This is a genomic window from Microbacterium aurantiacum, from assembly GCF_040532595.1.
GTDB classification, from domain to species: domain Bacteria; phylum Actinomycetota; class Actinomycetes; order Actinomycetales; family Microbacteriaceae; genus Microbacterium; species Microbacterium chocolatum_B.
Genome location: NZ_JBEVYX010000001.1, coordinates 524660 through 538127, shown reverse-complemented (window position 1 = coordinate 538127; position 13468 = coordinate 524660). Strand labels below are relative to the sequence as shown.

Below are 13468 nucleotides of genomic sequence, written 5' to 3'. Positions count from 1 at the left end.
ACCGAGTGATTCAGCGGGGAGCGGTGCCGGCTCTCGTCAACCGGCATCGCTCCCCGCTAGCATCTCCCTCACCCTCACAATGACGTCAGGCGGTATCGATGGCCATTCTCAGTGCTCTACTCTCCGTCGTCCTCGGACTGACGGTGTCGTTCCTGATCTTCTTCAGCCTCAACTGGCTCGTCGAACGCACGAATGACAAGTGGAAGGCGCGGCTCCTGCCGTACGTCTTCCTGTTCCCCGTGATCATCCTCGTCTCGGTGTTCCTGCTCTACCCGGCGATCCGCACCTTCGTGGAGAGCTTCATGGAGCAGAGTCAGCGACGCGGCGAAGGTGCCACGTTCGTCGGACTCGACAACTACATCGACCTGTTCACCAGCTCCAGCTTCCTCGGCATCCTGCTGAACAACCTGCTGTGGGTCCTCGTGGTGCCGGCGGGGGCCGTCCTCATCGGCCTCCTCGTCGCGGTCCTCACCGACAAGCTCGGCAAGAAGCGCGAGACGACCTTCAAGGCGATGATCTTCCTGCCGATGGCGATCTCGGGTGTCGCCGCCGCGGTGACGTGGCGCTTCATCTACTTCTACGCCCCTCCCGGCAACCCGCAGATCTATCTGCTGAACGCCATCTGGACCACGGTGACCGGCCAGGATCCGGTGCCGTGGCTCACCCTCGACGCGGGGCGGCTGAACAGCTTCCTCATCATGTTCATCGCGATCTGGCTGCAGGTCGGGTTCGCGATGGTGCTGCTCTCGGCGGCGATCAAGGGTGTGCCGGAGGAGACGATCGAAGCGGGGCGCCTCGACGGTGCGGGGGAGCGGAAGCTCTTCTTCAGCGTCATCGTCCCGCAGATTCGCGGCACGATCCTGGCGGTGTTCGTCACGATCACGATCTTCGTGATGAAGATCTTCGACATCATCTACGCGATGACGGGCGGTCAGTACAACACCAGCGTCCTGGCGGTGGACTTCTACAACCAGCTGTTCAGCTTCCAGAACCCGGGTAAGGCCGCGGCCGTCGTCGTGGTCCTGATGATCGCGGTCGTGCCCCTGATCGTCTACCAAGTCCGCAGCTACAAGTCGCAGGAGGAACTCCGATGAGCGCCGCCATCCCGACCCCGGTCGTCGACGACGACGGCCGTCGCGAGGTCGTCAACGTCGAGAAGGCGTCGCGCAAGCGCGAGCGCACGGGCGACAAGAAGAAGCCGCACGTCCTGATCACGATCATCATGGGCGTGATCGCCCTCGCCTGGCTGTTCCCGCTGGTGGGGCTGGCCGTCACGAGCCTCCGGCCGCGGTCGGAGGTCGAGGCGACGGGGTGGTGGTCGGCGCTGCTGAACCCGTTCCAGACGCAGTGGACGTTCGAGCCGTTCGCCCAGGCGTGGGAGGCCCTCAACGTCAGCCAGACGTTCTGGAACTCCGTCGCCGTCACCATCCCCGCCACGGTCCTGCCGATCATGGTCGCGGCGATGGCGGCGTACGGCTTCACCTTCTTCCAGTTCAAGTTCAAGGAGGTGTACTTCGCCATCGTGCTCGGCCTCATGGTCGTGCCGATCCAGCTGGCGATCATCCCGATCCTGCAGCTGTTCGTGTGGTTCGGGAACACCACCGGCATCCAGATCATCGGGCAGTATCCGGCGGCGTGGATCGTGCACTCGACCTTCGCGCTGCCCCTGGCGATCTACATCCTGCGCAACTACATGCAGACCCTGCCGGTGTCGCTCATCGAGGCGGCACGGGTGGACGGGGCGACGCACTTCCAGATCTTCTGGCGGCTCATCGTCCCGATGTCGGTCCCGGCGCTGGCGTCCTTCGCCATCTTCCAGTTCCTCTGGGTGTGGAACGACTTCCTCGTGGCGTACATCTTCATCCAGTCCGGGCCGAACCAGGTCCTGACCCAGGGGCTGTACACCCTCCTCGGCCAGTACGGACAGGGCTGGCAGCGCGTGGCGGCGGGATCGTTCATCACGCTCATCGTGCCGCTGGTGATCTTCTTCGCCCTGCAGCGCTACTTCGTCCGCGGCCTCACGGCCGGGTCGGTGAAGTAGGCGGCCTGCGCAGTCGAACGACGGGGGCCCGGCATCCACGTGGATGCCGGGCCCCCGTCGTTCGTGCCCGTCAGTCCGCCGCGTCCACGCGGTAGAGGACGACCTGGTCGGGGTGGACCCGCGGCGAGGCGACGCCGACGGCGTGCAGGACCTGGCCGCGGAAGACCGCCCCCGGGAAGGCGACGTCCACGCGCGGTGCGTGGTCCCAGTACTCCTGCGCCGCGTGGGCCTCGGCGTCGCTCGGCTCGCCCCACCACGCCGGTGCGATGAGGCCCGAGGGAAGCGTTCCCAGGAGGACGGGCGTCACCCGGTACCGACGCTCGGGGTCCAGACCCCGCAGGCGCAGGCGCGCCGGCGGGTCGGGGTGGACGGTGTCGAGCACCGCCGCGGAGAAGATCGCACGCGAGCGATCGGGCGCCACGACTCCCCGGACGACGATCCGCGGGTCGGGGGTGTCCACCCGCACGACGTCGCCGGCAAGCAGCAGTCCTCGGTGCGCGGTGTAGAAGTCGATCCACCCCCGGACGGCGGCGAGATCGGCATCCGTCGCCTCGGCGAGGTTCCACTCGATGCCGAAGTGCCCGAAGACGGCGGTCCCGCCGCGGAAGGCGAGGTCCATGTGGCGACCGGTGGTGTGCGAGCGGGGCGAGGCGATGTGCGCGCCCAGGAACTCCGGCGGGGCCAGCTGCAGCGTCCACTGCAGCATGCCCTGGCGGTCGTGGGGGTCGCTGTTGTCGGACACCCAGATCCGATCGGTCTGCTCCAGGACGCCGAGGTCGACGCGGCCGCCGCCGGACGAGCATGTCTCGATCTCGAGCGACGGATGGGCCCGACGGAGGTCGCCGAGCAGCCGGTAGAACGCCTCGGTCTGCGCGTGCACCCCCGCGTGTCCGCCGCGTGTGCGGTCGCCCGCCTCGATCAGGTCGCGGTTGTGATCCCACTTGATGTAGTCGATGCGGTACTCGTCGAGGATCGCGAGCATCTGATCGCGCACGTGCGCGTAGGCGCCGGGGATCCCGAGGTTCAGCACGTGCTGGAACCGCGATTCCACCGGCAGGTCCGCCCGCGCGGCCATGATCCACTCCGGATGCCGGCGGGCGAGGTCGCTATCGAGGTTGACCATCTCGGGCTCGAACCACAGGCCGAACTCCATCCCGAGCGCGTGCACGCGGTCGATGAGGGGGTGGAGTCCGTCGGGCCAGACGTCCGCGGAGACGGTCCAGTCGCCGAGCCCGGCCCGGTCGTGCCGCCGGTCGCCGAACCAGCCGTCGTCGAGCACGAAGCGCTCGACGCCGAGGTCGGCGGCCCGCTCGGCGAGGGCGATGAGCTCGTCGGCGTCGTGCCGGAAGTACACCGCCTCCCACACGTTCAGGGTGACCGGCCGGCGGCTGTCCGGGGCGCCCTCCCGCGCCCGCAGGTGCGCGTGGAAGCGGTGCGCGACGGCATCGAGGCCGGCGCCGAAGGCGAAGTACACCCACGGGGTGCGGTAGGACTCCTCCGCGGCGAGGGTGATCTCGCCGGGGAGCAGCACCTCCCCGCCGCCGAGGACCTGCTCACCGGAGAACACCCGCTCGGCGTAGTGGCGGTGGTTGCCGCTCCACGCGGTGTGGACGGCCCACACGGCGCCGGTCGCGAAGTCGAAGCCGGGGGTGCCGGCGTGGAGGAGGAAGGCGCTGTCGGCGGCGGTCCGGCCGCGGCGGTTCTCGCGCAGGTGGACGCCGTCGACGAGGGCCGACCGCTGCGGCATCCGCTCGCCGTTGTGCTGGCCGGTGAAGTCGAGGAGCTCGGTCGCCTCCGCCGGGATCGGGAGGGCCACGGTGAGGTCGTCGAGACGATAGGCGGCGTCGTGGCGGTTGGTGATCTCGGCGCGGGTGCGGACGAGGCCCTGCGGGGTGAGGTCGATCTCGAGGCGGAGCGCCAGGCGTCCGCTGTCGTCGACCGCGTCGACGGTCACGGTGCCGGCACCTCCCGTGCGGACGCCGTCCACCGCAGTGCCGTCGACGACGATCGCCGTCGTGACGAACCGGGGCGACCAGCCCGGACCGTCGAACGAGCCGGAAAGTCCCGGCCTCCCCGACCAGCCCGCGTGGTGCTCGGGGAGCACCGCCAGCCGGAGGGGCGTCTCGGGCGTATTCGATCCGATGACGGGCTCGACGGCGTCCGCGAGGACGGCGAGGTCGCCGGCGTCGAGGTCGGCGAGCTCCGGTCCCCAGTGGACCACGGAGGGAAGGGCGCCGTCGCGCGCATCGAGCACGAGCGAGACGCCGCCGGCGCGGAGGTGGAGCAGGGCGTGGGGCACGGGGGGCGAGGAGGTCACGACGAACAATTCTCCGACATCCTCGATTCTCACGCGAGCGCGTCGCCATACTGTGATGCATGGATGCCGCTCCCGCCGACGCCGTGGTGCCCGCCCCCGTCCGGGTGGAGGTCGATCCGGTCACCGGCCTGACCGCGGCCGAGGTCGCCGCGCGGATCGCCGACGGCCGGACGAACGCCTTCGCCGCCGACACCAGCCGGAGCGTGGCGACCATCGTCCGTGCGAACGTCTTCACGCTGTTCAACGGCATCATCTTCGCCTGCTTCTTCGTGCTGTTCGTGCTCGGACGCTGGCAGGACGCGCTGTTCGGCCTCGCCGCGTTCGCGAACTCGATCATCGGATGCTGGCAGGAGTTCCGCGCGAAGGCCGCGCTGGATCGGCTCGCGCTGCTGAACGCCCCGCGGGCCCGCGTCCGCCGCGACGGTGCGGACCTCGAGATCGTGCCCGCGGAGGTGGTGCAGGACGACATCCTCGTCCTCCGCGCCGGCGATCAGATCCCGGCCGACGCGGTCGTCGTCACCGCCCGCGCCCTCCAGGTCGACGAGTCGATGCTGACCGGCGAGTCGGACGCCGTGGACAAGCGCCCGGGCGACGACGCGCTGTCCGGGTCGATCGTCGTGTCGGGCGAGGGGCTCGCGCAGGCGACGCGCGTGGGCGCCGATTCGTACGCCAACACCTTCGCGTCGGAGGCCAAGCGCTTCTCCCTCGTCGCCTCCGAGGTCCGCTCTTCGATCAACCGCGTGTTGAAGTGGATGAGCTGGATCATCGGACCGGTCGGCCTCCTCGTCGTCAACGCCCAGATGGTGGCGCTCGGCGGGTGGGCGCAGGCGTGGGAGTCGGGGGAGTGGGTGCAGGCCGTCGTCAACGCGATCGCCGCGATCACCGCGATGATCCCGCTCGGGCTCGTCCTCATCTCCTCCATCACCTTCGCCGTCGGCGCGGCGAAGCTCGCGAACCGTCAGGTCCTCGTCAACGAGCTGCCCGCGGTGGAGGGCCTCGCGCGCGTCGACATGATCTGCCTGGACAAGACCGGCACCATCACCGCGGGCGACATCGCCTTCGACGACGGGCACATCCTTTCCGCGGTCGACGGCTACGAGGACGCCCTGGCCTGGTACGGCGCCGCCCCCGAGGCCAACGCCACCGCCCGGTGCCTCGCCGACGCCTACCCGGTGCGGGGCGAGGCGGCCCCGGACGCGGTCATCCCGTTCTCCTCCGCCCGCAAATGGAGCGCGGCGTCCTTCACCGACGGGCCCGCCGGGACCTGGGTGCTCGGAGCCCCGGAGATGGTGTTCGGAGACGAGGCCAGCGACCCGGGCACGCCGCTCGGGGCGAGCGTCGTCTCGCTCGCCTCCACCGGCCGCCGGACTCTCGTCCTCGCCCACTCCGCGCTCCTCCTCGATGACGCCGATGTCGAGGCCGAGCGTCTCGTCGGGGAACTGACCGCGGTGGCGGTGCTCACCTTCCGTGAGCAGGTGCGACCGGATGCTGCGCAGACGCTGTCGTACTTCTCCGCGCAGGGGGTCGGCATCCGTGTCATCTCGGGCGACAACCCGCGGACGGTGGCCGCGATCGCGCGCGAAGTGGGACTCGACGTCGCCGAGGGGTTCGATGCACGTCACCTCCCCGAGGACGACGCGGCGCTGTCGGACGTCCTGGAGGCGCACCAGGTCTTCGGGAGGGTGACCCCCGAGCAGAAGAAGCGGATGGTCGTGGCCCTCCAGGGCCGCGGACACGTGGTCGCCATGACCGGCGACGGTGTGAACGACGCGCTGGCGATCAAGACCGCCGACATCGGCATCGCGATGAACTCGGGGTCGGCGGCGACGAAGGCGGTGGCGAGGCTCGTGCTGCTCGACGGGCGGTTCTCCCACCTTCCCGATGTCGTCGCCGAGGGGCGCCAGGTGATCGCCAACATCGAGCGGGTGTCGATGCTGTTCCTCACCAAGACCGCCTACGCGACGGCCCTCGCCCTGGCGTTCGGCATCATGATGCTGGAGTTCCCGTTCCTCCCGCGCCAGCTCTCCATCACCGACGGACTGACGATCGGCATCCCGGCGTTCTTCCTCGCGCTCCTGCCGAACACCCAGCGCTACGTGCCCGGCTTCCTCCGTCGATCCCTGAGCTTCGCCATCCCCTCGGGCCTCATCATCGCCGCAGCCCTCGTGGGCTACACCCTCGGCGCCATGGCGCTGGACGTGCCGGAGGCGGAGCTGCGCACGGGGACGACGATCATCCTCGCCGTCGTCGGGATCTGGGTGCTGACCGTGCTCTCCCGCCCTGTCACGCGCTTCAAGGCACTCGTCATCGGGACGATGTTCGTCGCCCTGCTCATCATCTTCACGGTGCCGCTGCTGACGGCGTTCTTCCAGCTCGTGGATCCGGGAGAGGAGGCGGCGTGGCTGCTCGTCGTCGTGACGATCGTGGCGATCGGCGGGATCGAAGTGGTCCGCTTCTTCCACCGCCGGTATGTCGAGAGGGTGATCCGCGCGGCGTCAGGCGACGTCGAGCCGCGCGAAGTGGCGTGAGCCCGGCGGGGTCCAGACCAGCACGATCACCGCGGCCTGCAGAGCCATCTGGATCACGGACGACCAGTCCCACCCGTCGGTCGTGACGATGTTCAGCGCGTGCAGGACGATCAGGGCGCCGAAGTAGAGGGTGATCCCGAGGCGTGCGAGCCGGCTTCCGCGGGCGAGACCCGATGCGAGGCCCAATGTGAGCAGGCCGAGCAGGATGATCGCCGCCCCGAGGAGCGACACCCAGAGCACCTCGGATGCGTCGACCTGGTAGCGGCTCAGCATCACCAGGATGCCGAGCCCGACGTTGAGGAATGCGGCGACGTACACGACGACGACCGCGGCGGTCACCGTCGCGGGGCGCCGACGCGCGGGTGCCTGGGTCGTCACGCCCCCACAGTAGCGGCGGAGCGGTCGCGGGGCGAGGGGCGGGCGCCGGGTCAGTCGCAGCCGAGTCGCTGCTGCAGGGACGCCATGGCGTCCAGTTCCGCGCTCTGGCCGGCGCGGATCGTGGCGGCGAGCTGGAGGGCCCGGGGCTCGGAACCGAGCTCGAGGAGGGCGTCGGCCATGGGGAGGGCACCCTCGTGGTGACGGATCATGAGCTCGAGGAACAGGCAGTCGGCCGCGCGTCCCTCCGCGGCACGCAGCTCCTCCAGCTCGGCCCCCGAGGCCATCCCCATCAGCTCCATCGCCTCGTCCTGAGCCAGGGGAGCGGCGTCCGCCGGCACACCGTGATCGTGGCCGGCCTCGGATGCCGACATCCACGCCATCATCTCGCCCCCGCCCTGGGGTACACCCCACTGGACGAGCCAGTCGAACATCTCCCCGCGCTGCGCAGACTGGCCGGTGGCGATGTCGTAGGAGAGGACGCGGACCTCGGGGTCCTCCGTCTTGCGGTAGATCTCCATCGCCATCTCGACGGCCTGCGCGTGGTGCACCTGCATGTCGCGCGAGAAGCCGACCTCCGCCGATGTCTCGCCCGGAGGCAGGGGTCCGCTGTTGCCGAACATCGAGAACCGCCCGATGGCGAACGCCAGCCCTGCCACCCCGAGGAGCGCGAGGGCGATCACCCACCAGGGTCGCCGCGTCGGAGTAACGGGGTCCGGCGAGTCGGGGCTCGCTGTGTCGGAGAGGGTCATGGGAGGGTCAGGACTGCTTCCCCGGGGCGTCCAGGGCGCCCGAGCAGGCGGCGTTCGGCTCCGGAGCGGAAGTGCTGCGCCAGTACGCGGCGAGGAACTCCCCGATGCGCTCGTCGTCGACCCCGTCGACGGCGAGCTGCGCGTCCCAGGCGCTCAGGACGACGGGCGACTCGAGGCCCGCGTACGGCGAGAGGATCGTGTAGGTCGCGGGGAGCTGCGCGCGGAGGGCGTCGACGTCTTCGGCCGACAGGGTATCGGCGTCGTACGTGACCCACACCGCGCCGTGCTCGAGCGAGTGCACCGCGTTCTCGTTCGGCACCGGCTCGGAGTACACACCGCAGTTGAGCCAGAACGCGTTGTGGTCGCCCCCGGCGGGTGGGCTCTGCGGGTAATCGACGGTGCCCTCGACGTGGTTGGCGGTGTTCGAGAACGTCTCGACGCCCGAGATGGCGCTGCCGTCGCCGTCGCCGCGGGCGAGGGTGGGCGCGGGCGCAGGGGAGAAGACGATCGAGGCCACGATGCCGGCGATGACCGCGACGGCGGCGACCGAGCCGACGGTCCACCAGACGACCTTGCCGCGGCGACGCTTGGCGAGGTCCTTCTGATACTGCGCGAGCTTCTCCTGGCGCTTCTGCTCGCGCTGCTGCTTGACGGTGAGGTTGATCTCGGCCTGCTTGGCGGGGTTGCCGCTCTTGCGCGGCTCGGACGGGGATGTCGGGGTCATGTGCTGATCTCGGCTCGGCGCCCGGGCGGGCTGGCGGACAGGAAACGCTCCGCACATCTTATTCGAGCGCATGCGCCGCGGGCCTGGGAGGGGCCCGACAGTGGGCGGACGCACTGTTTCGGGAGATGCCGCGTTTCCGGTATCATGGGTCCTCGAATCGATTCGATGCGCCGCTCCATGCGCCACGTGCAGCCCCGCATCCGATTCCTTCCCCCTGAGCGCCTGAGCCGGTACACCGGCGTCGACGCCTCCGCCTCGTCGCCGAAACGATTGCTGTGCCCCACACATCCTCCGTCCCCACCGCCCCGCAGACCGGCTCGAACCCCACGGCCACCCACCGGACCGGGAGCGATCGCTCCACCGGCGCCATCCGTACCCTCGGGTCGAATCCCGCCACGGCGCCGATCATGCTCCACCCGGGGGACTCCATCCCCCCGCGCCGCCGAGTGCTGTACATCATCCTCCTCGGTGCGCTGACGGCGCTCGGTCCGTTCACGATCGACCTGTATCTGCCCGCCTTCCCCGTGCTGGAGGCCGATTTCCAGACCACGGCGGCCGCGATCCAGCTGACGCTCACCGGGACCATGCTCGGCTTCGCCCTGGGCCAGCTGATCGTCGGTCCGCTCAGCGACAAGGTCGGGCGCCGCATCCCGCTCCTCGCGGTGACGGCTCTGCACGTCGTCGCGAGCGTCGCGGCGGCGATCGCGCCGACGCTCGAGCTGCTGTCGATCACCCGCGTCTTCCAGGGCGCCGGTGCGGCGGCCGGCGGCGTCGTCGCCGCGGCGATCGTGCGCGACCTGTTCGGTGGACGTCGCCTCGTGGTGATGCTGTCGCGCCTGGCGCTCGTCACGGGCGCGGCCCCGGTCATCGCCCCGCTCCTCGGGTCGGTCCTCCTCCTGGTCATGCCGTGGCGCGGCATCTTCCTCGTCCTGGCGATCTACGGCGCGATCATGCTCGTCTCGGCGTTCTTCTTCATCCCCGAGACGCTGCCTCCGGCTCGCCGCCACGCGCAGGGCTCCACCACCATCTGGCAGCGGTACCGGTCCGTCTTCAGCGACCGCGTCTTCATCGGCGTCCTGATCATCGGAGCGATGGCGTTCAGCGGTCTGTTCTCCTACCTCTCCGCCTCGCCGTTCCTCTTCCAGGGCGAGTACGCCTTCACCCCTCAGCAGTACGGCATCCTGTTCGCCGTCAACTCCATCGGTCTCGTCGTCGGCGTCCAGATCGCTTCCCGCCTGGCCGCCCGATACGGGCCGCAGTGGGTGCTGGCGTGGTCGACCGGGGCCCTCGCGGTCTCGGCGGTCCTCATCATCGTCGGCGACCAGCTCGGCCTCGGGATGTGGGGCACGATCGTGCCCCTGTTCCTCTTCATGACCTCGTGCGGATTCACCTTCCCCTGCGCGCAGGTGCTCGCCCTCGACCGCCACGGCAAGGCCGCGGGGACCGCGCAGTCCATCATCGGCGCGGCGAACTTCGGCGTCGCCGGCGTCGTCTCCCCGCTGGTCGGTGCGCTGGCCGTCGGCACCGGCATCACCGCCACGACGATGGCCACGGTGATGGTCGGCTGCGCGGTGATCGGCGTCGTGGCGCTGTGGGCGATCGTCCAGCCTCGCCGTGTCGAGCAGCTCACCCCCTGATCCGGGGCAGAATGGCCCGATGAGCAACGGGTCGAAGGACGGCGACGTCAACGTCGAGGCGGAGCGCGTCGCGGCGCGGGCGCGGGTGAGCTGGATCGTCCTCGGCATCCTGTCGATCGCCGCCGCGGTCGGACTCGGCGCGTGGACCTACGCGCGCGGGAACGCGCCGTTCGCCGTCGACCTGTGGTGGAACGACCTCCTCGTCGCCCTCGCCTCCCCGGTCTTCGTCGCGGTCTCTCAGGCGATGGACTTCCTCGGCGGCGGCTGGTTCGGAGTCTTCGTGGTGCCCATCGGCGGCACCGTGGCGCTGTGGTTCTTCGGTCGACGCTGGGGCGCGGTGTTCTTCCTCGCCGCGTCCGTCCTCTCAGCCGGAGCCGTCCAGCTGCTGAAGCAGACGTTCGGGCGCGAGCGACCCGAGCAGATCCTGGTGGTGGCCGACTACGGGTCGTTCCCCTCCGGGCACGTCGCCAACGCCGCGACGATCGCCGCCGTCGCGCTCGTGCTCTTCCCGCGCCTGTGGGTCATCATCGTCAGCGCGGCGTGGGTCCTGCTGATGGCGTTCAGCCGCACGGCCGTCCACGCGCACTGGCTGTCGGACACCCTTGCCGGCATCCTCGTGGGCGTCGGCGTCGTGCTGGTCCTCGCCGGGTCGATGGCGCGACTGCTGGCGCGCGAGCTTCCGGACGACGAGCCGGATGCCGGGCCCGATGCGCCGGTCGGGGGCGGGGTGGAGCGCGCTCGCTAGGCTGAGCGCCATGACCGCGCCCGATCCGTCCGACGCCGCCCTCGCCGAGGCCGAACTCGCCCGTCTGCGCGCCGAGGCGGAGGCCGCGGAGGCCGCGGCGAGAGCGGCCGCGGCGCGCGCGGCGCTGGCTGCCGCGGAGGTCGAGGCCGCCCGGGCACGGGCGGGTGTCGTGCCGGCTGCGGAGGCCGACGCATCCGAGCCCCCGGTGGCACGTGCGGAACCCGCGGCGCCGGAACCTGCGGCGCCGGAACCTGCGGCGCCGGAACCCGCGGCGCCCGAACCCGCGGCGCCCGAACCCGCGGTGCCGGCGGATCCCGTGAACCCGTCGGCGGACACGGAGACGAGTGGCGAGCCCGTGCCGACCGGGCCCCTCACGGACGACGAGGTCGCGGCGATCGCTCGCGGGTACACATTCGACGGGCCGACGATCGCCGTCGGCGCACTCGTCAACGGCGATCCCGTCCCGGAGGCGCAGGTGCGCATCCCGCTCGCGATGATGAACCGGCACGGCCTGGTCGCCGGGGCGACGGGCACCGGCAAGACCCGGACGCTTCAAGGCTTGGCCGAACAGCTCGCCGCCCACGGAGTCCCCGTCTTCGCCGCCGACATCAAGGGCGATCTCACCGGTGTCGCCACCCCGGGCGAGGCGAGCGAGAAGCTCCTCGCCCGCACACGCGGCATCGGCCAGGACTGGCAGCCCGCGGCATCCGTCACCGAGTACTTCGCCCTCGGCGGCATCGGGCACGGCGTCCCGGTCCGCGCGACGGTGTCGGGGTTCGGGCCGCTCCTGCTCAGCAAGGTGCTCGGCCTCAACGCCACGCAGGAGTCCAGCCTCGGGCTGGTCTTCCACTACGCCGACCGCGAGGGTCTCGCGCTCGTCGATCTCTCCGACCTCCGCGCCGTGCTCACCTTCCTCACCGGCGAGGAGGGCAAGAGCGAACTGAAGGCGCTGGGCGGGCTGTCGGCCGCGACGGCCGGGGTGATCCTGCGGCAGCTCATCACGTTCGCCGACCAGGGCGCGGACGTGTTCTTCGGCGAACCCGAGCTGGACGTGCGCGAGTTCCTCCGGACCGCCGCAGACGGCCGCGGCATCATCAGCCTGCTCGAGGTGCCCGGCGTCATCGACAAACCGGCGCTGTTCTCGACGTTCCTCATGTACCTGCTCGCCGAGCTGTTCGAGGTGCTGCCCGAGGTCGGCGACATCGAGAAGCCGAAGCTGGTGTTCTTCTTCGACGAGGCGCACCTGCTCTTCCGCGAGGCGTCCAAGGACTTCCTCGCCGCGATCGTCCAGACCGTGCGCCTGATCCGCTCGAAGGGCGTCGGGGTGTTCTTCGTCACGCAGACGCCGAAGGACGTCCCCGCCGACGTCCTGGCGCAGCTCGGCTCGCGCGTGCAGCACGCGCTGCGCGCCTTCACCCCGGACGACGCCAAGGCGCTGCGCGCGACCGTGGGCACCTACCCCACGTCGGGCTACGACCTCGAGCGGGTACTCCAGGAGCTCGGCACCGGGGAGGCGATCGTCACCGTCATGAACGAGAAGGGTGCTCCGTCGCCGGTGGCCTGGACCCGGCTGCAGGCTCCGCAGGGCCTCATGGCGCCGACGCCCGAACCGCAGATCCTCGCGGCCGTCGCCGCCTCCCCCCTCCTCGCCACCTACGGCACGGCCGTGGACCGGGAATCGGCGCGGGAGATCCTGGCGGCGAAGATGCAGGCCGCCGATGCCCGCGCCGCCGCGGACGAGGCGGCCCGCGAGCAGGCGAAGACGGAGGCCGAGCTCGCCCGCCGGCGGGTCGCGATCGAGAAGGCCGAGGCCGCCGACCGAAAGAAGGCGGAGGATGCCGAGAGGAAGGCGCAGCGGGAGTACGAGCGCCTGCTGAAGAAGACCGCCGGGACGTCGCGGACGACCCGGCGGACGACCCGGTCGTCCTCGCCGCTCGAGGAGATCCTCGGGTCGCCGGCGACCGGGAAGATCCTCGACGGCGTCATCCGCGGCGTGTTCGGCATCGGCCGCCGCTGAGTCCGTCCGCCGGTGCCCGGCGTCAGGTGTCGGCGACCGGCGGGCGCGGGAGTGCGCGCAGGCGGTTCTCGTCCACCGCGTCGGCCAGATCCAGGGCCCGGCGGCCGAGGACGAACCCGGACACCTCGTCCGTCCGCATCAGATAGCCGTCGCGGGCGAGGGCGTTGACCACGCGGTACACCGTGGCGCGGGCGGCTCGCACGTGCCGGGCGATCTCCGCCGCGCTGAGACCGCCGTCGCTGCGGGCGACCTGCTCGAGGATGTCCAGCGCCAACCCGAGTCCTCGCTCGGGGAGACGTTCGACGGCTGCTGCGCTCATCGCGTCCTCCAAT

General features: G+C 70.7%; 11 protein-coding genes. 6 read left to right on the top strand and 5 right to left on the bottom strand.

What is annotated here, in order from left to right:
* Window positions 1-98 precede the first annotated feature (98 nt).
* Window positions 99-1094: a carbohydrate ABC transporter permease gene (locus ABXJ56_RS02710; RefSeq protein ID WP_353998197.1), complete on the top strand. Its 996-nt coding sequence runs from the start codon at window positions 99-101 to the stop codon at window positions 1092-1094.
* Window positions 1091-2041, top strand: a complete 951-nt coding sequence (locus ABXJ56_RS02705; protein ID WP_353998196.1) for a carbohydrate ABC transporter permease — start codon at window positions 1091-1093, stop codon at window positions 2039-2041. The genes ABXJ56_RS02710 and ABXJ56_RS02705 overlap by 4 nt, the downstream gene beginning before the upstream one ends.
* Before the next feature lie 70 nt (window positions 2042-2111).
* Here the strand turns inward: ABXJ56_RS02705 and ABXJ56_RS02700 are convergent, their stop codons facing one another.
* The gene (locus tag ABXJ56_RS02700; protein ID WP_353998195.1) at window positions 2112-4358 is read right to left on the bottom strand and encodes an alpha-galactosidase; all 2247 of its coding nucleotides are present in this window, start codon (window positions 4356-4358) and stop codon (window positions 2112-2114) included.
* Window positions 4359-4417: 59 nt separating this feature from the next.
* Here ABXJ56_RS02700 and ABXJ56_RS02695 point away from each other — a divergent pair, with 59 nt between their 5' ends.
* Window positions 4418-6886: an HAD-IC family P-type ATPase gene (locus tag ABXJ56_RS02695; protein ID WP_353998194.1), complete on the top strand. Its 2469-nt coding sequence runs from the start codon at window positions 4418-4420 to the stop codon at window positions 6884-6886.
* Here the strand turns inward: ABXJ56_RS02695 and ABXJ56_RS02690 are convergent.
* From ABXJ56_RS02690 to ABXJ56_RS02680, 3 genes are read right to left on the bottom strand one after another with little or no spacing between them, the layout of a single operon-like run.
* Entirely contained in the window at window positions 6854-7264 is a 411-nt protein-coding gene (locus ABXJ56_RS02690) for a hypothetical protein (RefSeq protein WP_353998193.1), read from the bottom strand. The genes ABXJ56_RS02695 and ABXJ56_RS02690 overlap by 33 nt on opposite strands.
* 50 nt (window positions 7265-7314) lie before the next feature.
* Window positions 7315-8013: a DUF305 domain-containing protein gene (locus ABXJ56_RS02685; protein WP_353998192.1), complete on the bottom strand. Its 699-nt coding sequence runs from the start codon at window positions 8011-8013 to the stop codon at window positions 7315-7317.
* A 7-nt stretch (window positions 8014-8020) separates the two neighbouring features.
* The gene (locus ABXJ56_RS02680) at window positions 8021-8737 is read right to left on the bottom strand and encodes a DUF3105 domain-containing protein (protein ID WP_353998191.1); all 717 of its coding nucleotides are present in this window, start codon (window positions 8735-8737) and stop codon (window positions 8021-8023) included.
* 275 nt (window positions 8738-9012) lie between these two features.
* Between ABXJ56_RS02680 and ABXJ56_RS02675 the strand changes: the two genes are divergently transcribed.
* From ABXJ56_RS02675 to ABXJ56_RS02665, 3 genes are read left to right on the top strand one after another with little or no spacing between them, the layout of a single operon-like run.
* Complete coding sequence (locus tag ABXJ56_RS02675) at window positions 9013-10374, top strand: multidrug effflux MFS transporter (RefSeq protein WP_435404946.1); 1362 nt, start codon at window positions 9013-9015, stop codon at window positions 10372-10374.
* Between the two features lie 19 nt (window positions 10375-10393).
* Window positions 10394-11119, top strand: a complete 726-nt coding sequence (locus ABXJ56_RS02670) for a phosphatase PAP2 family protein (RefSeq protein ID WP_353998190.1) — start codon at window positions 10394-10396, stop codon at window positions 11117-11119.
* 10 nt (window positions 11120-11129) lie between these two features.
* Complete coding sequence (locus tag ABXJ56_RS02665; protein WP_353998189.1) at window positions 11130-13136, top strand: helicase HerA-like domain-containing protein; 2007 nt, start codon at window positions 11130-11132, stop codon at window positions 13134-13136.
* 22 nt (window positions 13137-13158) lie between these two features.
* On the opposite strand, the gene ABXJ56_RS02660 is transcribed toward ABXJ56_RS02665, so the two are convergent.
* Complete coding sequence (locus ABXJ56_RS02660; protein WP_353998188.1) at window positions 13159-13455, bottom strand: helix-turn-helix domain-containing protein; 297 nt, start codon at window positions 13453-13455, stop codon at window positions 13159-13161.
* Window positions 13456-13468: the final 13 nt, after the last annotated feature.